Origin of the sequence: Kitasatospora griseola, from assembly GCF_044999035.1 — a bacterium.
Classification (GTDB): domain Bacteria; phylum Actinomycetota; class Actinomycetes; order Streptomycetales; family Streptomycetaceae; genus Kitasatospora; species Kitasatospora griseola.
In genome coordinates this window covers 1,530,788-1,551,478 of record NZ_CP173360.1, presented here as the reverse complement: position 1 = coordinate 1,551,478, position 20,691 = coordinate 1,530,788, and the positions used below count along the sequence as shown (strand labels likewise).

At 71.7% G+C, this 20,691-nt stretch carries 16 protein-coding genes; 3 read left to right on the top strand and 13 right to left on the bottom strand.

What is annotated here, in order from left to right; all coding sequences use genetic code 11:
* Window positions 1–371: 371 nt before the first annotated feature.
* On the top strand, window positions 372–4,700 hold the full coding sequence (locus tag ACI1MP_RS07390) for a hypothetical protein (RefSeq protein ID WP_404868090.1): 4,329 nt from the start codon (window positions 372–374) through the stop codon (window positions 4,698–4,700).
* An 81-nt stretch (window positions 4,701–4,781) separates the two neighbouring features.
* Here the strand turns inward: ACI1MP_RS07390 and ACI1MP_RS07385 are convergent, their stop codons facing one another.
* The 10 genes from ACI1MP_RS07385 to ACI1MP_RS07340 all read right to left on the bottom strand — a co-directional run bounded on the left by ACI1MP_RS07385 (window position 4,782) and on the right by ACI1MP_RS07340 (window position 17,056).
* A complete protein-coding gene (locus ACI1MP_RS07385; protein ID WP_404868089.1) occupies window positions 4,782–6,038 on the bottom strand; it encodes a phenylacetate--CoA ligase family protein in 1,257 nt (418 codons plus the stop codon).
* Window positions 6,039–6,054: 16 nt separating this feature from the next.
* Window positions 6,055–6,894, bottom strand: coding sequence for an SDR family NAD(P)-dependent oxidoreductase (locus tag ACI1MP_RS07380; protein WP_387990544.1), 840 nt, complete (start codon window positions 6,892–6,894; stop codon window positions 6,055–6,057).
* Window positions 6,891–8,174, bottom strand: a complete 1,284-nt coding sequence (locus tag ACI1MP_RS07375) for an MFS transporter (RefSeq protein WP_387990541.1) — start codon at window positions 8,172–8,174, stop codon at window positions 6,891–6,893. Before ACI1MP_RS07375 ends, ACI1MP_RS07380 begins: the two co-directional genes overlap by 4 nt.
* On the bottom strand, window positions 8,171–9,382 hold the full coding sequence (locus tag ACI1MP_RS07370) for a phenylacetate--CoA ligase family protein (RefSeq protein WP_404868088.1): 1,212 nt from the start codon (window positions 9,380–9,382) through the stop codon (window positions 8,171–8,173). Before ACI1MP_RS07370 ends, ACI1MP_RS07375 begins: the two co-directional genes overlap by 4 nt.
* The gene (locus ACI1MP_RS07365; protein WP_404868087.1) at window positions 9,379–10,377 is read right to left on the bottom strand and encodes a RimK family alpha-L-glutamate ligase; all 999 of its coding nucleotides are present in this window, start codon (window positions 10,375–10,377) and stop codon (window positions 9,379–9,381) included. Before ACI1MP_RS07365 ends, ACI1MP_RS07370 begins: the two co-directional genes overlap by 4 nt.
* The gene (locus tag ACI1MP_RS07360; protein ID WP_404868086.1) at window positions 10,374–11,804 is read right to left on the bottom strand and encodes a KamA family radical SAM protein; all 1,431 of its coding nucleotides are present in this window, start codon (window positions 11,802–11,804) and stop codon (window positions 10,374–10,376) included. The genes ACI1MP_RS07365 and ACI1MP_RS07360 overlap by 4 nt, the downstream gene beginning before the upstream one ends.
* Window positions 11,804–13,513, bottom strand: coding sequence for a class I adenylate-forming enzyme family protein (locus tag ACI1MP_RS07355; RefSeq protein WP_404868085.1), 1,710 nt, complete (start codon window positions 13,511–13,513; stop codon window positions 11,804–11,806). Before ACI1MP_RS07355 ends, ACI1MP_RS07360 begins: the two co-directional genes overlap by 1 nt.
* A 126-nt stretch (window positions 13,514–13,639) precedes the next feature.
* A complete protein-coding gene (locus tag ACI1MP_RS07350) occupies window positions 13,640–15,016 on the bottom strand; it encodes a flavin monoamine oxidase family protein (protein WP_404868084.1) in 1,377 nt (458 codons plus the stop codon).
* Window positions 15,013–15,324: a phosphopantetheine-binding protein gene (locus ACI1MP_RS07345; protein ID WP_380333117.1), complete on the bottom strand. Its 312-nt coding sequence runs from the start codon at window positions 15,322–15,324 to the stop codon at window positions 15,013–15,015. The genes ACI1MP_RS07350 and ACI1MP_RS07345 overlap by 4 nt, the downstream gene beginning before the upstream one ends.
* Before the next feature lie 202 nt (window positions 15,325–15,526).
* On the bottom strand, window positions 15,527–17,056 hold the full coding sequence (locus tag ACI1MP_RS07340) for an AMP-binding protein (RefSeq protein ID WP_404868083.1): 1,530 nt from the start codon (window positions 17,054–17,056) through the stop codon (window positions 15,527–15,529).
* A 711-nt stretch (window positions 17,057–17,767) separates the two neighbouring features.
* On the opposite strand from ACI1MP_RS07340, the gene ACI1MP_RS07335 reads away from it, so the two are divergent.
* Window positions 17,768–18,076, top strand: coding sequence for a hypothetical protein (locus tag ACI1MP_RS07335; protein WP_404868082.1), 309 nt, complete (start codon window positions 17,768–17,770; stop codon window positions 18,074–18,076).
* Window positions 18,077–18,321: 245 nt separating this feature from the next.
* Here the strand turns inward: ACI1MP_RS07335 and ACI1MP_RS07330 are convergent, their stop codons facing one another.
* The 3 genes from ACI1MP_RS07330 to ACI1MP_RS07320 form a co-directional block, all read right to left on the bottom strand.
* Window positions 18,322–18,831 carry an NUDIX hydrolase gene (locus ACI1MP_RS07330; protein WP_380333113.1) on the bottom strand — a complete coding sequence of 170 codons (510 nt, stop codon included), beginning with the start codon at window positions 18,829–18,831 and terminating at the stop codon, window positions 18,322–18,324.
* Window positions 18,832–18,872: 41 nt separating this feature from the next.
* Window positions 18,873–19,409, bottom strand: a complete 537-nt coding sequence (locus ACI1MP_RS07325; RefSeq protein WP_380333112.1) for a GNAT family N-acetyltransferase — start codon at window positions 19,407–19,409, stop codon at window positions 18,873–18,875.
* Between the two features lie 75 nt (window positions 19,410–19,484).
* Complete coding sequence (locus ACI1MP_RS07320; protein ID WP_404868081.1) at window positions 19,485–20,021, bottom strand: GNAT family N-acetyltransferase; 537 nt, start codon at window positions 20,019–20,021, stop codon at window positions 19,485–19,487.
* Between the two features lie 106 nt (window positions 20,022–20,127).
* On the opposite strand from ACI1MP_RS07320, the gene ACI1MP_RS07315 reads away from it, so the two are divergent.
* The gene (locus ACI1MP_RS07315) at window positions 20,128–20,541 is read left to right on the top strand and encodes a hypothetical protein (RefSeq protein ID WP_404868080.1); all 414 of its coding nucleotides are present in this window, start codon (window positions 20,128–20,130) and stop codon (window positions 20,539–20,541) included.
* Window positions 20,542–20,691: the final 150 nt, after the last annotated feature.

Sequence of the window (20,691 nt, the reverse complement as noted above, 5' to 3'; positions counted from 1 at the left end):
GAGATCCGACGACGCTGACCGCGGTGATGGCGGCCAGTCTCCGTAGCAGTGACGGATTGTCTGTTCGTCGGCGTGTGAGACGACGTGTCGATGACACGTGCACCCCCCAGTGTGTGGGCGGACCCAAGGGCCTGCCAAATGATCACCAAAATGGTGCGAAAATTTACCAACTCCTCACTGTGTGCAGTCAATACGTTCGCTCTGGTTACTTCGGCGTGACGCATATCACACACTTCGCATACTGTCTGTCTCCGGATCAAAACGGACCGCAGCAACTCAAGTTGCTTGCGCGCGGGCCTTCGGATGCAAGACCGTGCTGCCGACCTCTACGCGCAAGCGTTGTGAGGCTCTTTCAGCTTGAGGAGAGCACTGTGTCCAGACGCCGCCGGGGCGCCGCCCCGCCGCGCCTTGTGGCCCTCGTCGGGGCGGTAGCCCTGACGGTCGGGCCGGTCGTTCCTGCCGCGTTCGCGGCGGAGGGGGTCGGGCTGCCGTCGTCCGAGGAGATCGCGGCCATTGCGAAGGAGCGGGAGCAGCAGCGCCCGCAGACGGATGCCGATCGGGCGTTGGCGAAGGCGAAGGCCACCGGGCAGCGGGTGGTGATCGATTCGCTGACCACCGAGTTCAGTGAGACGTCGGCGACGCCCGACGGGCATTTCGCGTTCACCGCGCATCCGGACCAGCAGCGGGTGAAGCGGACCGACGGCTGGGCGGCGCTCGACGGGACGCTGGTGCGGGCCGCCGACGGCAGTTGGGCGCCGAAGTCCGCTGCCGGGGGCGTTGTGCTGTCGCCCGGTGGCAAGGGACCGCTGACGACGATGACCAGCGCGGACGGGAAGAAGCTCGCGCTGAGTGCGCCGTTCGACCTGCCGACGCCTCAACCGGACGACAGCGGGACCGGGTTGTTGTACCCGAATGTCATTCCCGATGTCGACCTGAAGGTCACCGCCAGCAAGTACGGCGGGATGTCGACCGTGCTGGTCGTCAAGACCCAACAGGCCGCCGCCGGGCAGGCCTTGAAGAGCCTGAAGTTCTCCACCGAGGCCGACGGCGTCACGGTGACGGCCGGCAAGGACGGCACGCTGAGTGCCAAGGCGGCCGACGGGAAGCCCCGGTGGACGGCGCCCGCGCCGCGGATGTGGGACAGCGCCGCGGGGGGTGCCGCCGCGTCGAAGGTCCAGGCGAAGGGTGCTGCCGCGGGCGCCGGCAAGGGAACGGCGGCGAGCAGTGCGGACGGCCCGGGCGCGAGTGCGGCCGTCGCCACCATGCCGGTCGTCGCCGATGCGAGCGGACTGACCCTGACGCCGAGTCAGGACCTGCTTGCGCACGGCACCGCGCCGTACTACATCGACCCGGCCTGGATTCCGTGGAACACCAGTGCCTCGGCGTGGACGTGGGTGCAGTCCGCCCATCCCACCGAGTCCGGCAACTACATGCGTTCCGGCAGCGGTGACACTGCCTATCCCGGTGTGGGCCTGTGCGGCACGTACCCGCAGGGCAACAGCTGCATTCCCGCGGACACCTACCGGTCCTTCTTCCAGTTCGACACCATCCCGCTGCGCGGGGCGGTCATCAACAGCGCGCAGATCGACCTGCAGGAATACGTCTCCGCCAACTTCGACTGCGCCAAGACGTACCCGCTGGACCTGTACCTGACCGGCGGCTTCTCCAGCGGGACCAACTGGAACAACCAGCCCAGCAAGGTCGGCGGCAGCCTCGACGGCAGCCGCTGGGTCGGCGGCTCCGGCCACACCGGCTGCTACAACAACGTCGGCTTCAGCTACAACGTCAGCGGCGTGGTCAAGCAGTACGGGCCCACCCTCGACAACCTCACGTTCGGCCTCTACGGCAACGAGAGCGACGCGTACGGGTTCAAGCGCGTCACCGCCCAGCCGGTGCTGAGCATCACGTACGACCGGGTACCCAACCCGCCGGCGAACCCCGGCACCTACCCGGCGCCCCGGACGGTGAGCCCGGCGCAGACCAACCAGGCCTGTGGCAGCTCCGACTCGGCCACCTGGGCCTGGCTGGGTGCCGGTAGCGCCCAGGCCCAGGCCGTCGCGCTGACCGCCAACGTCTCGAGTCCCACTCAGGCGCAGGTCAAGACCTGGAACCACATCTGGGACTACAGCCAGTCCGGCTCTCCCGATGTCGCCAACGGTTCTTCCGACTTCGTCGGCAACGGCGGACTCGCTTCGTGGTGGCTTCCCGGAGGTCTGCTGAAGGACGGCCACGCCTACGGCTGGAGCGCCTTCTCCAACGACGGTCTCGACGGCGTCTCGTGGGGCGGTCCCACGCCCACCTGCAACTTCAAGGTCGACCTGACCCCGCCCACCCTCTCCTTCCCGACCACGGTCGCGGACCCGACCACCCAGTTCCCGCCGTCCGGCAACGGCCAGGTCACCACGCTGCGGGCCGGCCAGAGCGGGTACGTTCCGTTCACCGCGACCGACCCCAACCCCAGTGGCCTGAACACCTCCGGTGTCACCTGCCTGCGCTGGAGCTTCGACCCGCAGTTCGGCGCCGGTGACGAGTGGAAGTGCGGCAGCGCGATGCCCGCGGGCAAGATCGCCGTCACGCCCGGGCGCTGGGGCACCAACGTGCTCTACGTCCAGGCTCAGGACAACGCCGGGAACGTCTCGCCGGTCGGCCAGTACACCTTCTACGTGCCGTGGAACTCCGCCGGCCCGGCCCCGGTGTTCGGCGACGTCAATGCCGACGTCAACCGCACGCCCGACGTGGTCACGGCCGGTCCCTCGGGCGACCTGCGGGTCTACACCGCTCCGGCTGCCGGACCGCAGTACGGCGTCGCCGCCACCGCGGCGCAGTCTCCGGGCGGCGATTCCTGGGCCAACTACCGCACCACGCACCGCGGCAGCCTCCGCAACGGTCCGGACGTCGACGACCTGATCGTCCACAAGGACGGCGATCCGAAGCTCTGGGTCTACAAGAACCCCGGGAACACCGGTGTCGCCGGCGTGTTCGACACGAAGGTCGAACTGGCCAAGCCCGCCTGCGTGGTGACCACCAGCAACCCCGACTGCACGGGGTACGCCACCACTTGGTCCGGCGCTCTGCAGATCGCCGCCGTCGGCGACCCGAAGTCCACCGACCGGAGCCCGGCGAACGCGAACAAGAACCGCACGGGCCTGGTCACCACGGAGACGGACCCGTCCGGCAACGCCGCGCTCTGGTACTACCCCTCGGTGATCGACAACAGCTTCGGCAACCCGGTGCGGCTCGCCTCGACCGGGTGGAAGGACCGCGACCTGATCAGCCCCGGCGACTGGGCCGGCCAGAGCCGTCCGGGCCTGTGGGCGCGCAACCGCACCACCGGTGTGGTCACCGCCCACACGTTCACCGTCACCACCATCAGCAGCACCGACAGCGACGGCATCACCATCACCTACCCCGTCGCCACCGGCATCTCCGCCGGCAAGACGGCAGCCACCGGAGTCACCGCCGCCGCCTGGCCGCGGATCGGCTCCGACGGCGACCTCGCCGGCAACGGCGTGCCCTCGCTCTGGGGCATCACCCCGCAGGGGGTGCTGCAGACCTGGACCGGCACTCGCACCGGCACCACCGGTGACCCGGGCTTCACCGTCACCGGCCCCAACACGAGTGTCAGCCCGACGTCCGGCACCATCGCTGCCTCCGGCACGAAGCTCACCGCCGGGCAGAGCATCACCGGAACCGACCTCCGACTGACCATGCGCAGTGACGGCAACCTGGTGGTGACGCACCGTCAGGTCGACAGTGGGATCCTGTGGTCCACCGGCACCGGTGGCAACGCGGGCGCCTGGGCCTACGTCCAGCCCGACGGCAACTTCGTGGTCTACCGCAGTGACGGCAACCCGAGCGCCGCGACCGGAGCCATCTGGTCGACCGGAACCTGGGGCACCGGCAACGCCAACGCCTACCTGAAGGTCCAGGACGACGGGAACATCGTCCTCTACAAGGCCGACGGCGGAGAGGACGTCGGCGGGGCACTGTGGTCCACCGGCACCATGAAGGTCGACCCGAAGCTGGGCTCCGGGACCCAGCTCACCTCCGGTCGCTGGACCCAGGTCCAGACCCACGTCCTGGAGATGCAGGAGGACGGGAACTTCGTCCTCTACCGCCGCAGTGACGGCGTTCCGACATGGAACACCGCGACCTGGAACAACCGGGGTGCGTCCCTGACCGTGCAGCCCGACGGCAACACCGTGCTGAAGAACGCCGGCGGCAACCCGATCTGGCACACCGGCACCTGGCAGTTCGCCGGTGCGTACATGAAGCTCAGGGAAGACGACGGCCGACTGCTGGTCTACAAGAACAGCGGCAGTGAGGACACGGCGAGCACGGTGTGGACCACCGCCACGCTGCGCAACGGAGCGGGGCTCCCCTCGGGCCGTATGATCCGGGCCAAGACGACGTACCTGATCATGCAGTACGACGGCAACCTCGTACTGCACCGCAACAGCGACAACGTGGCCATCTGGGCCAGCGGCACCGACGGCAACTCGGGTGCCACGCTCAAGGTCCAGGACGACGGCAACGTGGTGGTGTACCGCACCGACGGCAGCGCCGCCTGGGCGTCGAACACCAATGGCAACTCCTACGCCTACCTCAAGCTCCAGGACGACGGAAACCTCGTCGTCTACAAGGCTGACGGTGGCGAAGGGGTCGGCGGAGCCCTCTGGGCGTCCAACACCTTCGCCTGACGGTACGCAGGCACCGACAAGGCCGGGCCCCACCCTCGAACGACGGGGGTGGGGCCCGGCCTCGTCGGCATCCGCCGCGGGTCAGTGTGCGGGGCGTTCGTCGATGACCTGTTGGAGTTTGCCGGTGCGGGGGTTGGTGGTGAGTTCGGAGCGGGGGACCCACTCGATCTGCAGGGGGTGGATGGCGCCGATGGCGGCTTCGTCCTCGTAGGTGGGGCGGGCGTCGAGGACGGCGCGGAGGAGGGTTTCGGTGAGGGCGGGCGGGGGTGGGGCGGTGTGGCCGAGGCGGATGACGAGGCCGTCGCGGCCCGCCCAGCGGCGTTGGACGAGTTGCATGCCGGTGATGTGGTGGTCGGGGTCGTGGGCGAGGAGGACGTCGCGGACCTGTTCGGTGGGCATGGAGACGATCCCGACCCGGGCGCCTTCGGTGGACCGGCCGAGGAGGCGGAAGCGGCGGCATTCGGGGTCGACCCACTCGGCGCGGTCGCCGGCGGGGTAGCGGAGGATCGGGACCAGGGTGCGGAAGAGGTTGGTGACGACGACGCGGCCGGGGACGCCGGGCTCGGTGATGGGTTCGCCGGTGGCGTCGTCGACGATCTCGACGACGGTGCGGTTCGGGAAGGCCTGGTGGACCCGGAGGTCGTCGCCGGCGGGGACGGGGCCGGCAACGAGGCCGGCGTCGACGGAGGCGTAGCCGATGGAGGAGAGGGCGGCGTTCGGGAAGGCCGAACGGAGCAGCGGGCGAAGGTCGTTGAAGAGGATGTCGCCGCCGAAGAGGATCAGTTCGACCTGCGGGGCGGGCCGGTCCTGCTTGAGCAGGGTCTCGGCGACGGCGGAGAGCTTCATGGGCTCGCCGGCCAGGACGTCCGCGCCGAAGCCGTGGATGACGTCGGCGACGTACTCGTCGGGTGCGGTGGCGATCGGCAGGCGGACGTTGTCGATCGGGGCGTGCTGCAGGGCGTACTCGATGAAGAGGAAGCCGCTGTAGAACTCGCCGGCGCGGAACAGGTTGGCGACCTTCTGGCCGGGCCTGAGGCCGGCGTCGACCAGGCCGGCGCCGAACGCGGTGACGGAGTCGACGTGTTCCTCGCGGGTCCAGGGGGAGAACTTGGGCTTGCCGGTGGTGCCGCCGGACTTGTAGACGCAGGCGTCGGTGAGCGGGCCGGTCAGAAGCCGGTTGTCGGGCCAGGAGTTGGCGGCCCAGAACGCGATCTGGTCGATGACGGGCAGGTCGGTGAGCGAGGTGACGGTGGCGGGCACGTCGCGGTAGAGATCGGCGTAGAACGGGGAGTTGCGCCGAGCGTGGTCGACGAGGGACTGAAGTGGCTTGGCGGGCATGGCGGTTGCTCCAAGGTCACGGAGTGGGGGTGAGGCCGATCCAGTCGTGGGCGAGGCGCTGGACGGTGCGGCCGTCGCGGTCGGCGAGTTTGGCGTCGAGGTAGGCCGCGGCCCACGCGTTGGTGGGGATGCGGAACGGCGGCCGGTCCTCGGCCAGTGCCCGCACCACCGCGTCGGCGACCTCCGCGGCCGGTTGCCCGGCGTTCGCCCAGCTCTGTCCGAGCCGGTCGACGTACGCGGCGAAGGTGTCCGCGTACGGGCCCGAAGCGGCCTGCACAGTACGGCGGTTGACGTCCGGGAAGTGGCCGAAGCGAGTGTCGGGAACGTAGCCGGGCACCACCATCGAGACCTGGACGCCGTGCGCGGCGGCCACCGGGGCGAGTGCCTCCATGAAGCCCTCGACGGCGAACTTGGCCGCGCAGTAGGCCTCGTTGAAGGGCTGGCCGATCACGCCGTGCACGCTGCCGATGGTCAGCAGCCGGCCCCCGGAGGCGCGCAGCAGCGGCATCGCGGCGCGCGAAACGGCCACCGTGCCGAAGAAGTTGACCTCCAGGTTGGCGCGCAGTGCCGTCGAGGTGGACATCTCCAGCGTCGGGTCGAAGTTGGAGATCCCGGCGTTGTTGACCACCGCGTCGAGCCGGGGGAGGTCGGCGAAGCAGGCGGTGATGGACTCCTCGTCGGTGACGTCCAGTCGACGGACGACGGCGTCGGGCGCGGCGGCCCGCAGTGCGTCGGCGCGGTCGGGCGATCTGACGGTGGCGATCACCGTCCAGCCGGCCCGGCTCGCGGCGGCGGCGGTGGCCAGGCCGATGCCGGACGAGCAGCCGGTGACGAGGACGACCTGGCGATCCGTCATGAGGCGGTCTCCGCGAGTTCGGTGACGCTGTCGGCGGCCTTCGGCAGGCCGGCGTCCATCCGGGACTGGACGGCGAGGGCGGGCAGGAAGGAGCAGGCGGCCAGCAGGGTGCCGCCGACCATCGTCCAGCGGGCCGCGTCCAGGACGCCGAGCGGGCCGGTGAGCAGGGAGACGGAGAGGCCGCCGGCCAGGGCGGCGAGCGGGATGACGCCCCAGGTGGCGGTGCGGAACGCGGCGTGCATGACGCCCTGGTGCTGGGCGGACATCCGGGACTGCCGGGCGGGCGCGGAGCACACGTTGATGCAGGACATGAAGAAGCCGTAGCAGCCCATGGTGACGGCGATGACCGGCCCGGCGGGCAGCGCGGGCGCGGCCAGCACGCCCAGGCCGACCAGGCAGTGCAGCAGCAGCGACCAGGCCATGGTCCGGCCGATGCCCAGGCGGCCGCTGATCTTCGGGGCGACCAGTGCGCCGAGCAGCGCGCCGACCGCGCCCGCGGACATCGCGGCGCCGAACACGCCGACGGTGACGTGGAGGCCGCGGTAGGCGAACACCGGCAGCACGGTGACGAACACCGGGCCGCCCGAGTTGAGGGTGACGGCGGCCAGCACCACCCGGCGCAGCACCGGGTCCTGCCAGTTCAGGCGGAAGCCGAGGGTGAGGCGCTGCCACACCGAGCCCTGGGCGACGGTGCGTTCGCCCCAGGGGCGCATCCAGCGGAAGCAGGCCGCGGAGACCAGGTAGCTGGCGGCGTCGACCAGCAGCGAGGCGGCGCCGAGCGCGCTGTACAGGCCTGCGGCGATGGACGGTCCCGCCACTTCGGCGACCGAGCCGCTGCCCTCCAGTCGCGAGTAGGCGCGCACCAGGTGCTGCTGCTCGACGACGGCGGGCACCGCCACCAGGTAGCCGACGTTGAAGAAGATCGTCGCGCCGGAGACCGCCGCGACGCAGCAGAACAGCAGCGGCGTGGACAGGAAGTCCAGCCAGTACGCGAGCGGGATGATGCCGACGGCCAGCAGCCGGACCAGGTCGCAGACCAGCAGGGTGAGCCGCTTGTCCCAGCGGTCCACCAGCACGCCTGCGATCGGCCCGAGCAGCGGAATGCCCAGGTACTGGGCCATGGCGACGATGCCGACCTGGAACGCGGAGGCGTGCAGCACGAAGATCATCAGGGTGGGGACGACGAACACCGTCACCCGGTCGCCGACGTTCGAGATCGACTTGCCGAACCAGAACAGGTTGAAGGCCCGGCCGAGCCGTTCGGGTGCGCGGAGTCTCACGACGCCTCCCGGACGACGAAGCCGGCGGTCTTCCCGGTGCGGTCGTTGCCGATCAGGGCGTCCACCACCCGGACCCGGACGTGCTCCGGGTCGTGCACGAAGGCGGTGCTCAACGTGAAGGTGGCGGATAGCAGTTCACGGCGCAGCGCCGCCGGGTCGGGGAGGGTGCCGAGCACCAGGACGTCCACCTGCTGGGCCCGGCCGCCCTGTTCGGTGATCACCACCTGGGCGCGGGTGACACCGGGTTCGCGTTCCACCCGGGCGAGCAGCTCGTCCACGTGCAGGCCGAGGCCGCGGACCTGCACCACGTTGTCGCGGCGGCCCAGCACCCGCATCGCCGGTCCGGTCCTTCCGCACGGGCAGGATGTCAACTCGCCCGCGTCGCCGGTGCGGTAGCGCAGCACCGGGTTGAGCATCGCCGGGTCGAGGGAGGTGAAGTCGAGCAGGCCGTCGTCGCCGACGTGCACCAGCTGGTGCGGGAACGGGTGGAAGGTGTCGGCCGGGCAGTCGGGGGTGTTGGAGCCGACCACCCAGGTCTCGGTGGAGCCGAACATGCCGTGCCGGCGGGCCTTCGGCGCGACGATTGCCAGGTCCTCCTCCAGCTGCGGCTGCCAGGCCTCGCCGAGCCACAACACCTTGCGCAGCGACGGGAGTTCGATCCCGGCTGCGCGGGCGTGCGCGAACCACAGCCGCAGCACGCTCGGGGTGCCGCCGATCGCGGTGACCTTCCGGTCGGCGAGGAACGCCAGCCACTCCGGGTACTCCTCGCGGGTCACCGAACCCAGCGCGATCACCCGGCAGCCGCACAGGTCGGCCAGGCCCGCCGCGAGGAAGTGCGCGCCCCACATCCGGCCCGCACCCCAGGCGTTGACGAAGACGTCGTCGCGGTCCAGCGGCTGCCAGTGCTCGAACACCTTCGCCATGTAGAACCCGGTCGGCGCGTACCCGACCTTCGGCGCGCCCGTCGAACCGCCGCTCTGGAACAGCCAGGTGGCGCCCTGCGCGGCGGACGGCTCCAGGTGGGCGAGGGCCGTGTTCAGGTCGTCCTTGGCCAGCGGCGGCAGCGCCGCCAGCTCCGCGAGCGTGCCGGGCGCGGCGACGCCCGCGTACCGGTCGCCGAACTCCGGTACGGTGCGCAACAGTTCCAGGGTGTGCCGGGCCACCGCCAGGCCGTCGGCAGCCTGCGCCTCGGTCAGTGAGAAGCTCATCGGGCAGCGCCCCCGTTCGTGAGGAAGGCCGCGTGCGCGTCGCGGTAGGCCGCGAACCGGGCCCGGGTGACGTCCCGTTGGACCGAGCGGTCCGGGTCGTCGAAGTCCGGAGCGATCACCCCGTCCGGCTCCAACTCGGAGAACCAGAACCGCTCCCCGTCGTGCAGGAAGTCCACGCAGAAGAACGGGATCGGCAGCTTCTTCGCGAAATAGGCAGTGGCGTCGGCGAGTTCGGCCGGGATCTCGCAGAACTCCATCGACCCGCCGCGGCTCGCGTTCGCCACCGGCGACCCCGCCTCCGGGGTGCGCCGCAGCACCGCGTACGGCTTCCCGTCGATCACGTACACCCGGTAGTCGGCCGTGCCGTCGCCCAGGTACGGCTGCGCCACCAGCGTGGTGTCACCGCCCTGGGCGAGGCTGGCCAGCCCGCGCACGTCCTCGGGGGAGCGGGCCAGGCAGATCCCGCCGCCGCCGCACCAGCCGGCCGGCTTCACGATCGCCGGGAACGTCAACTCGCCCAGCGCCACCTCGTACTGGTGCTTGGAGACGTCCCGGCCCGAGCCGATCCGCACCGACGGGATCGGCGGCACCGGCGAGTCCGCCAGGAACAGCATGGTCGCCAGCTTGTCGTTGCCCAGCAGCGACACCTGCGCCGGGAACGGCAGGTAGAACCCGGCCTGCTCCAGCACCGTGCACAGCGCCAGCTGGTTGAACACGTCCATCGACTGGTACGGCAGCGAGTACAGCGCCGTGATGAACAGGGTGTCCTCGGGCGTGACCGGTTCGTCGTCCACGTACACCCGCGGCCGGGCCGGATCGGTGCCGTCCACCGTCACCGCCTCCGGGGCGTGCCGGGACCACTCCATCCCCATCCCGGCGGCCACCTCGGCGAACATGTCCCAGAAGTAGTGCTTCCACATCGCCCCCGACCGGGTCGACTCCCGGTCCGGGAAGATCCAGCACATTCGGCGCAGCGGCGCCGAAGCCTCGCTCACTTGCCCTCCAACAGGCCCAATAGTTCGGGAAGTTCTGCGACACCACCGCGTTCCAGCTGCTCCGCCCACCAGGCGCGGCCCGCTTCCGGCAGCGTGTCCACCGGATCCACGTACGAGTACCGGCGGTTCAACGGCGCGTCCTCGCACGGCTCTTCGGCCGACGGGAGCTCAACGGTGGTGCGGTAGTTCTTGGTCCAGTACGAGATGCCGCGTTCCCGGTCGTAGGCGACCGCCTGGTGCACCCAGCGCTTGCCGACGTGCGGCACGTCCGCGACCAGCCGCGGCGTCGCGTAGCCCGGCAGGTAGCCGAGGATCGCCTCCTGCAGGCGCTGCGCCTCGGAGAGCGGCAGCCGCCAGTGCTCGGCGTTCGGGATCACGTCGCACAGGTAGAAGTAGTACGGCAGGATGTTCGCCTCGCCCTGGAGGGCGAAGCACAGGTCGAGCAGCGCCGCCGGGGTGGCGTTCACCCCGCGCATCAGCACGCCCTGGTTGCGCACGTCCCGCACGCCCGCGTCCAGCAGGCCCCGGGCCGCCTCGGCGACCAGGGGCGTCACCGAGGCGGCGTGGTTGGCGTGGGTGTGCACCGCCAGGTTGACCGAGCGGCGGGCGGCCAGCCGGGCCACCCGCTCGACGCCGGCCAGCACCTTCGGCTGCAGCCAGTGCTGCGGCAGGCCGACCACCGACTTGCTGGCCAGCCGGATGTCGCGCACCGAGCCGAGCTCCAACAGCCGCATCAGGAAGGACTCCAGACGCGGCCACGGCACGTTCGCCAGGTCGCCGCCCGACACCACCACGTCCCGCACCGACGGGGTGCGCTTCAGGTAGTCGAGCATCTGCTCCTCGCGGTCGGCCGGGCGCAGCACCAGCCGGGCCTTGGTCACCTGCGGCGTGGAGCGGCCGACCAGGTCCATCCGGGTGCAGTGCCCGCAGTACTGGGGGCAGGTGGACAGCAACTCGGCCAGCACCTTGGTCGGGTAGCGGTGCGTCAGCCCCTCCACCGCCCACATCTCGCTCTCGTGCAGCGAGTCCCGCGTCGCCAGCGGATGGCTGGGCCACTGCGGATGCCGGTCGGAACGCACCGGCAGCATGTACCGCCGCACCGGATCCGCCAGGAACGCCGCGGTGAACGCCGTCGGCTCCAGCGGGGCGTCCGCCGCCATGGTGTTCAGCATGTGCGGCGGAATCAGGATCGACATCGTCGCGAACTCGGCCTGATCGGCTGCCAGTTCACGATAGAAGTGGTCCGTCAGCAGCGGGCCGAACAGCTCTCGCAACTGCCGCTCGTTCTGCACGCAGTGCGCCCGCTGCCACTGCGCGTCCCGCCACTGCGCGGCCGACACCTCCCGCCAGCCCGGCAGCCGCCGCCAGTCCGGCTCCGTCAACTCCCGCCGCGCGTAGGAGTACGGCTGAGGCACCCGACGAGTCATCAGGGACGCGCCGGGCCGGCGGCGGAGAGCAGGCCGGCGTGCCGGGTGCGCAGCTCCCGCTTCAGCACCTTGCCGGTCGGGCCCAGCGGGAACTCCTCGGCGCGGTCCGCGACTCGGAGCGCCGCCAGCTCCGCGAGACCGGCCTTCGCCAGCTCGGCGTTGGCCGCCTCCAGCAGCCCGTCCGCGCTGGCCCCGTCCTGCAGCCGGACCACCGCGATCGGCCGCTGCCCGCCGTCCGGGTGCGGCACGCCCACCACCGAGCAGTCCTGCACCTGCGCGGCGCAGTCGGCGAGCAGCACCTCCTCCAGCGGCAGGCTGTAGACCGGTCCGTCCAAGGTGTCGATCACGTCGACCGTGCGGTCCAGGTGGTAGAACCGCCCCTCGCCGTCCCGGTACGCCACATCGCCGGTCAGCCAGTACCCGTCCTGCCGGAACGACTGCGTCAGCCGCTCGTTGTTCCAGTACCCGGGCGTGATCGACGGCGCGGCCACCGCCAGCAGACCGACCGTGCCGTCCGGGACCTCGACACCGTCCTCGTCCAGCACCGCCGCCCGCTCCACCACCTCCGAGGGCGTGCCCACGCAGCGGTCGTCCCGCTCCGTCTCCGGCGAGGTCACCTGCCCGAACAGCGCCATGCCCATCTCGGACGACCCCAGCCCGTCGACGAACTGCGAACCCGGCAGCGCGGCCTGCTCGGCCCGCTCCTGCGGCAGCAGCCACGGACGGATCAACCCCGCCGGGCGCTCGCCCAGTTGGACCAGCCGGCGGATGTGCCCGTAGTGCGCGCTGTCGCCCGTGTTGAACCACGAGTGCACCTTGGCCGCGCCCGCGGTCGGGAGGTCACCGGTCGCCAACTCCACGAAGGTGCGCGGGAACGACGCCACCATGGTCGGCCGGAACGCCTCCATCGCCGGCTCCACCACGGTCCGCCGCCAGTCCGACATCACCACCGTCGGCAGGCCCAGCAGCGTCGCCGTCATGAAGTAGCTCAGGCCGCCCGCGTGGGTGTGCGGCATCAGCGACATCAGCCGGTCGTACGACTCCGCCGGGAAGCGCACCATCCGCGGCTGCTTGCCCTCCCAGAACTGCCGGTGCGCCAACATCGTCGACTTCGGCGTGCCGGTCGTCCCCGAGGAGTGGATCAGCGCCACCACGTCCTCGGCCGCGTGCTGGTACGGGTACCCCTCCGGCAGCGCCGCCGACGCCGCGTCGAAGGCCTGCACCTCGGCCGTCAACGACAGGAAGCGGGGCCGAAGTTGCGGGTCCTTCCGGTAGGCCGACGCCAGCCGGGTGGTGTCGTCCGCGACCACCCCCACCACGCCGACGTGGCTCAGGTAGCGCACCATCACGTCGTGCCGCATCGCGTCGTTCACCAGCGCCGGAACCGCACCCAGCGCGGTCAGCGCGAAGAAGTGCAGCAGCGGCTCCAGGCCCTCGGCGATCACCACGCCCACCGGCTCGCCCGGCCGCACACCGTTCGCGTGGTACCAGGCCGCGTACCGGTCGCGCAGCGCCACCAGGTCCAGCAGGCTGTGCCCGCGCAGCACCACCTGCCCGCGGTGGTCCAGCCGGTGGCTGAACGCGAACGGCACCGCACGGTGCGGATTCGCCTCGACCGCCCGGTCGAGGAAGTTGCCCGCACCCAGGGTCGGGTCGGACATGAACCGCTCTCTGACGGCAAGCGGCGCGATGGATGTCTGATCGCTCATGGCGGTCTCCGGTCTCTCCGGTCTTCCGAAGCAGGACTCGATGCCCGGGCGCGCCCGCGTGCGAAGCGTGCTACCGGGTCGGGGGGAAAGGGTTCGAACTGGCAACTGACGTGATGCCGGGTGCTGTTACTCGCCTAGGAGGTCGGCGGTGACGCGGCGACCCGAACGGATCGCGCCCTCCAGCAGGCCGAAGAACTCGGTGCTGGTCTCGGTGCCCGCGAAGTGCACCCGGCCGTGCGGCTCGGTCAGCGTCGGGCCGAGCGCCGACCAGTCGCCGGGCCCGAAGAGTGCCGCGTAACAGCCCTTGCTCCAGGGCTCGTTGACCCAGTCGGTGACATGGAAGGCGATCGGATCGGGCAGCATCGGGAACAGCCGGGCTGCCTGCGCGACCGCCGCCGCGCGCTGTTCCTCGGGCGGCAGCGCGGCGAAGCGATGGGCCTCCGCGCCGGTGACGAACCCGGTCAGCACACCCGGGGAGCCCTCCGGCGGAGTGTCGTCCACCGTGGACAGCAACGGGCCGGTCGCGTTCACCGACCATCCCGACAGGCCGTGCGCCCGCCACGCCGGCTCCGGGAACACCAGGTTCAGCTTCACTGCGCAGCCGCGCTCGGTCCGCGACGCCGCCCGCGGGGTGGGCAGCGGCGGACGGAACTCGATCGCGTCCGCGAGCAGCGGCGGCACCGCCACGACCACCGCGTCCGCCCGGTAACTCCCCTCGGGCGTACGGACGACGGCCTCCCGTTCGGTCTGCTCCACCGACAGCACCGGCTCGTCCGTGTGCAGCACTCCGCCCCGATCCAACAGCCGTCGGGTCAGCCGCTCGCACAGCCGGTGCGAGCCGCCCGCCACCCGGTCCTGCTGGGCGCCGCCCTCGAAGGCGTTGAGATAGCGCAGGCCGCCGCCGGACCGCAGGTAGAACGCCATGTGCAGGACCGAGATCCTGGCCGGATCGGCCGCCATCATCTCGCCCAGGAACAGCGGGAAGAACAACTTGGCGTCCGGGTGGGTGAGTTGCTGCTCCGCCCAGTCGGCCACCGGCAGGGCGTCCAGCCGCGCCGCATCCGGTGAGAGCCACGGCGCGTCCGGGCGGACCGCGGCCGTCAACTCCTCCAGCTGCTCGAACAGGTCGCCCAGCGCGACGGCGCTCAGCGGCGGGAACCGGCCGTCGCGGGTCGCCGCGCCGTCCGAGCGGTCCTCGGTGAGGGCGAACCGGCTGGCGCCCGCCATGGTGGTGGGCGCGGTCTTCAAGTCGCAGGCGGCGAGCAGGGCGTGGAGTTCGGTGTGCAGGTCGCCGAGGTAGGCCGCGCCCGCATCGATCCACCGTCCCGGCGCCACCTCGATGCCGAGCGTGCGCCCGCCGACCCGGTTCCTGGCCTCAAGTACCGTCACGCACACGCCGCGGTCGGCGAGTTCGACGGCCGCGGTCAACCCGGCCAGGCCCGCGCCGACCACGATCACCGACCGCGGCGCCGAGGCGGTGCCGGGGGGAGTCGCGGCGGTCATCGGCCGGCCGCGATTCTGTGCGCGTCCGCCGTGACGCCCTCGGTGGCGATGCGGGTGGCCAGGCCGGCCGGGGTGGGGTCGGCGAGGAAGTCCTCGAAGGTCAGCTCCACGCCGTGGTCGCGGGCGACGGCGCTGAGCACCCGGGTGGCGATCAGCGAATCGCCGCCCAGCAGGAAGAAGTTGCCGTCGGCCGGGACGTGGTCCAGCTCCAGGATCCGGCGGAACACCGCCGCGAGCGCCTCCACCGGGTCGGGCGTGCGACCGGGGCCGGCTGCGGCGGGTGCGGTGACGGGCATGTCGAGGCTCATCGGGGTCTCCTTCGGCCGGTGCGGGGTGCGCGTGGTCTGGCGGATGCCAGGTCGGCAGTGCTCGGTGCGCGGTGCTTTGTGGTGCGGTGCGGCGTCCGGGCGCGCGGGGTTCTGCGCCCTCGGCGGTACGTGAACTGACGGTGTGTCAAATATGGGGACGGTTCGATGCCCGGACGGGTGCCGCGGCGGTGGCGGGCGGGACTCAGCGCGGGGCGGTGCTGTGCAGGCGGTGCGAGGCGGCGCGGTCGACCTTGCCGCTGGCGGTGCGGACCAGGTCCGGCACCACGGTGATCCGGCTCGGGACGAGGTGGCCGGGCAGGCGTTCCCGCAGGTAGAGCAGGAGTTCGGCGGCGAGCGCGGGGTCGGGCCCGCCGGTGCGCGGGACGACGTAGGCGACCAGGGCGGCCCGACCGGCCAGCGTGGTGGCGGTGACAGCCGTCGCGCCCACGCCCGGGTGGGCGCCGATTCCGGCCTCCACCTCCGCCGGATCGACCCGGATGCCGCGGATCTTCACCTCGTGGTCCAGCCGGCCCAGCGGGGTCAGCACCCCGTCCCCGTCCCGGGCCGCCCGGTCGCCCGTCCGGAACCAGCGGTGCCCGTCGCGGAGCACGAAGCGTTCGGCGGTGGCCTCCGGAAGCCCCGGGTAGCCGGTCGCGACGGCAGGTCCGCCGATCAGCAACTCGCCGTCGGAGGCCAGGAGTTCGGCGACGTGGGGGAGAGCGCGTCCGATCGGTGCGCGTTCGGTGGGCTCCCAGTGGCGGCCCGGCTCCGGGGTGCGCGGGCCGAGCAGGTCCACGGCGTGCGTGATCAGGGTGGTCTCGGTGCAGCCGTAGGTGTTCAGCAGCCGGATCCGCGAACTGCCCGTCAGCCGGCTCCAGTCGGCCAGCCGGGCCGGATTGGCGGCCTCGCCGCCGATCACCACCAGCCTGACGCACTCCGGAAGTTCGGCCGGTCCGCCGTCCTCGGTGAGGTGCAGGACCAGCTCGTGCCAGAACGCCGTGGGCAGGTCGAGCACGGTGATGCCGCGCCGCTCGACCATCCGCAACAGCCGGGGGAACGACGCCGAATGCGCCTCCGGATCGAACACCAGCCGGCCGCCGGCCGTCAGCGTGGGCAGGATCTCCTCGAAGCAGGTGTCCCAGTTCAGCGAGGCGAACTGCAACACCCGGTCGTCCGGCCCGACTTCGAACAGTTCCCGCAGCGACCCGACCGTGGCCGTGATCGCCGCGCGTGGCGTCGACACCGGCTTCGGTCGGCCCGTGGACCCCGAGGTGAACAGCAGATAGGCGGGGTCGCCGGGTGCGACGGCGGTCGTCCTCCAGGCGGGTGCCTGCTCGGTCGAGTCGTGCAACTCCAAGGGGGATAAGCCGAGTTGGCCGGCATGTTCGGTTGCCCCGGGACCGACCAGCAGCCGGCAGCCGGCCGTCTCGGCCATCTGGCGCTGCCGCTCCACCGGGAAGGCCGGGTCGATCGGGACGTACACGCCGCCCGCCGCGAGGATGCCCAACAGCGCCACCACGGTGTCCGGGTGGTGCCCGGCCGCCACTGCGACCGGACCCGGCCGGTCGCCCAGTCGGGCGGCCAACCGCTGTGCAGAGAACGCGAGTTGCTGGTAGCTGAGAGTGTGCTCGGGAGACTCGATTGCGGCGCGCTCGGGCCACCGGAGAACGGTATCCGCGAACGCATCCAACAGATCGGAACCCGATCTGTCGATGCCACCGTTCTTTGACATGCCCGCTCCAAGATAAATGCCCAGAGGTGCCCGTCCGTGCTTCGGCGAACCGGGACTCTACCTCTCGGCATCCGACCCCACAATGGTTGTTGAGGCGATTTCCCAAGCGGCATGTGAGTGAACTGTGAACTCCCCGCGCCCGAACCTTGATCACGTTCCGTGATCACGCTCCCCAACTGGGGTCGACCGCCCTGCGGTCCCCTGTCGGGCACCCCCGAGTGCTGGTCCAGTCCACGGTTCGGGGGAGTGTCGAGGGTCCGCCGGCGGTGCAGCGAGCTGTCCAGGAATGCGTCCACATCAGTGGTTCTCGTTACCGAACAAGCCCGCTTTGCCTCCGAACGAACACCGGCTCTCGGAGGGGCGGCCGGATCTGTCCGGGAATGAAAAGCGATTACCTGTCGCCGCTTCGGCCGCGGCCATTTCGTCCCGTGCGTGCGACGGTTGCCGTGCCGGGGTTGACCGCCGAACGACAACGGAGCGTGACCGCACGGAGGTTCGACGGCTCGGCTCTCCGTGGGAGAGGGCGGCGCGGGTGCAGGACGGCGGCGGGGCGGATCGAGCCGCCCGGTTCGGCGATGCGGGCGACGCCGCGCCATGGGCGGCAGGGCGTCGCATGCGACGTTGTCCGGATTGGCGGTGGAGAGTGCCCGGTCGTCCGTTTGCCGGGCCGGACGAAGTAGGAACACCTCGTGCGTTTCGTGGTGGGAGGGCATGAAAGCCGGGTCTGCTTCCGGAATCGGGAAGCGGCCGTTTCTTCATCTGCAGGTCGCCGTTGCGGGCGGGCTGTTCATCGTCGGCGCCGCCCTGTGGCAGGAGCAGGTCCGGCGGGCGCTGCTGCCGCTGGCGCTCGGTGCGACGGCCGGTCTGGGCGCCGCGTACCTCGCCCTGTACGCGGTCGCCGACACCTACCCGGAGAGCGGCCTGCTCCGCGCGATGGTCGCCTTCCTGGCGGTCGCGGCGCTGGTGTGCGCCTTCGTCGACCGGTGGACGGCGACCTCGCGCCGGACGTCGGCGGCCTGACGGGCCCTCGGGCGGCGCGGCGGAGCGGTCGCCGGGTTCCGGATCCAGCTCTTCGTGTTCCAGGGCGACAGCGACGTGCTCACCTCGCCGGGCGCCGCCGGGCGCTTCTTCGACGACGCGACCGCACCGGTGAAGTCCTTCGAACTCATCCCCGGCGCAAGCCACTTCGCGAGCTTCCGGCACCCCGACCGGTTCCTCGACCTGATGCTCACCAAGGTCCGCCCGGCGCTGTGGGCCCCGCCCGGTCAGCCGGCGGCCAGGTCGGCGTCCTCGTCGAAGTCGCCCAGGTGGAGCGGGACTCGGCCCGGGCCGGAGCGGAGCAGTGCGGCCAGGTGCTGGGCCAGCCGGCGAGGTCGGACGGTCTGCCCGGTGGTGGCCAACTCCTCGATGCTCCACCAGTGGTGGCCGTAGCGGGCCTCTTCGGTGTCGATCCGGACGGCGGCGGCCTCGGCGGCCGTGAGCCGGCAGAGGCGGTACTCCTCGGACTGGTCGAAGCGCCGGCCGTCGACGCCGAACCGGGTCCGCCGGGTCCAGGCGAGCGGACCGAGCCGGTCGGCGGTCAACGTCAGCGTGGTCTCCTCGCGCAACTCCCGTACGGCGGCGGCCAGTGCGTCCTCGCCGTCCTCGATGCCGCCGCCGACGGTGAACCACCAGCGCGCGCCGTCGCGGCGCGGGTCGCGGCCGCAGAGCAGCAGCAGGCGGTCGAGGTCGTCGAGCAGGAGTACGCGGGAGGTGTGTCGTCGGTGCAGGGTCATGGCGGGCAAGGGTACGGAACGGCCGTGCGGGAGTGGCGGGTTCAGACCGCGAGGCGGACGCCGAACCACTGCTCGGCCCCGAACTCCTCGAAGCGCTCGACCTCGGTGAAGCCCAGTCGCGTCGCGAGGCGGTGCGAAGCGGTGTTGGCGGACTGGGTGCAGAGCACCACCGGCTCGCCCGGCAGCGCGGCGGCGGACCAGTCGAGGGCGGCCGTGCAGGCCTCGGTGGCGTACCCCCGGCCCCAGGCGTGCGGCAGCAGCAGGTAGCTGAGCTCGGGCTCCAGGCCCTTCGGGCGGACGTGGCCGGGACGGTTCGGGTCGCGGCGGTCGAGGGTGACGCTGCCGATCATCGCGCCGTCCAGGTCGACCACGAAGAAGCCCGGCCGCCGACTCGGCGTCTCGGGCACCACCTGCTCGAACTCCTCGCGCGAGCGCGGCCCACCGAGGTAGGCGCAGACCTCCGGCGAGGTGAACAGCTCGATGACCGCCGCCCGATCGCGCGCCTCGGGCTCGCGGAGGACGAGCCGCTCGGTGCGGATCGGGGCGGGCGGCCAGGCGACGGTTCCGAGATCGGTCATGCCCTGGAACCTACCGCACGGCGGGCGGGCCTCACGGCCCGTCAGGGGAGCGCAGGCCCGGCCGACCGGGCGGGTTCAGACCGGGAGGCGGGCGCCGAACCACTGCGCGGCCCCGAACTCCTCGAAGCGCTCGACCTCGGTGAAGCCCAGCTTGGCGGCGAGGCGCAGGGCGGCGCCGTTGGCGAGTTGGGTGCACAGGACCACGGGCTCGCCGGGGAGTGCGGTGTCGAACCAGTCGAGGGCGGCCGTGCAGGCCTCGGCGGCGTACCCCCGGCCCCAGGCGTGGGGGAGGAACAGGTAGCCGAGTTCGCGTTCGCCGCCCTCCGGGCGGACGTGGCCGGGGCGGTCGGCGGCACGCGGATCGAGAGTGACCAGGCCGATCATCGCCCCGTCGAGCTCGGCCACGAACACGCCGGGCCGCTGCCCGGGGACCTCCGGCACCGCGCGCTCCAGGTCGTCCCGCGGCCGGGCGCCCCCGATGTGGGCGCCGACCTCCGGCGAGGCGAACAGGTCGACGAACGCGTCCCGGTCGCGGGCCTCGGACGGGCGCAGCACCAGCCGCGCGGTCGTGATCGGAGCGGGCGGCCAGGCGATGGATCCATGATCACTCATGCCGGGCAACCTACCCGAGCCCTTCGACACGCGGACCGGAACGGCCCGGACCAGGGGTGGCGAAAACCCCGGGCGGGGCCGACCGCCGTCGTGTCAGGATCGCCGGATGCCCGCCCGCGATCGCCTGCTGCCGCGCGGCCTCTCCTGGCCGCTCACCCCGACCGACATCCGCTCCGCGCTGGTGGAGGAGGACAGGACGACCGTCCCCCTCGAATTCGGGCGAATCGCCCGCGAGGACGGGGTGCTGCTGACGGTCGAGTGGGTGCCGCAGATCCGCGGCAACTACGGAGGCGGCATCCATCCGACCTGGTGGGAGACCTACCGGATCCGGGTCGCGCCCCTCCCGTCGGCCCGGCGGGCCGCCGCCCGACAGGCCCTGCGCACCGAGGCACTGCCCGCACTGGCGGCCTGGATCGCCGCCGCCCGCACGGCGCCGGAGGGGTGGCGATCGGGGAGGCACAACCGGTCCTGGCGGGTCGCGGACGACGGAGCGGTGATGTGGTTGGACGACGGAGGATGAGGCGATAGGTCGTCAATCGATGTGTGAGCTGCTCGTTGAGGTGGTGATTCAGCCCTCGCGGTGCGTAGGACCCGCCGGGTCGGGGCGCTGGCTGCACTCGTGGCCCGGTCCGTCGCCGCCTACGCTCGCGTCCGGGACCGCCGCCGCCCG

Coding starts and splice junctions, on each gene's coding strand:
- ACI1MP_RS07385 (WP_404868089.1), bottom strand. CDS start 6,038: ATGCCCGCCAAGCCACTTCAGTCCCTCGTCGACCACGCTCGGCGCAAC.
- ACI1MP_RS07315 (WP_404868080.1), top strand. CDS start 20,128: ATGCCCGCCCGCGATCGCCTGCTGCCGCGCGGCCTCTCCTGGCCGCTC.
- ACI1MP_RS07370 (WP_404868088.1), bottom strand. CDS start 9,382: ATGAGCTTCTCACTGACCGAGGCGCAGGCTGCCGACGGCCTGGCGGTG.
- ACI1MP_RS07340 (WP_404868083.1), bottom strand. CDS start 17,056: ATGTCAAAGAACGGTGGCATCGACAGATCGGGTTCCGATCTGTTGGAT.
- ACI1MP_RS07380 (WP_387990544.1), bottom strand. CDS start 6,894: ATGACGGATCGCCAGGTCGTCCTCGTCACCGGCTGCTCGTCCGGCATC.
- ACI1MP_RS07330 (WP_380333113.1), bottom strand. CDS start 18,831: ATGACCCTGCACCGACGACACACCTCCCGCGTACTCCTGCTCGACGAC.
- ACI1MP_RS07350 (WP_404868084.1), bottom strand. CDS start 15,016: ATGACCGCCGCGACTCCCCCCGGCACCGCCTCGGCGCCGCGGTCGGTG.
- ACI1MP_RS07320 (WP_404868081.1), bottom strand. CDS start 20,021: ATGAGTGATCATGGATCCATCGCCTGGCCGCCCGCTCCGATCACGACC.
- ACI1MP_RS07360 (WP_404868086.1), bottom strand. CDS start 11,804: ATGACTCGTCGGGTGCCTCAGCCGTACTCCTACGCGCGGCGGGAGTTG.
- ACI1MP_RS07325 (WP_380333112.1), bottom strand. CDS start 19,409: ATGACCGATCTCGGAACCGTCGCCTGGCCGCCCGCCCCGATCCGCACC.
- ACI1MP_RS07355 (WP_404868085.1), bottom strand. CDS start 13,513: ATGAGCGATCAGACATCCATCGCGCCGCTTGCCGTCAGAGAGCGGTTC.
- ACI1MP_RS07335 (WP_404868082.1), top strand. CDS start 17,768: ATGAAAGCCGGGTCTGCTTCCGGAATCGGGAAGCGGCCGTTTCTTCAT.
- ACI1MP_RS07345 (WP_380333117.1), bottom strand. CDS start 15,324: ATGAGCCTCGACATGCCCGTCACCGCACCCGCCGCAGCCGGCCCCGGT.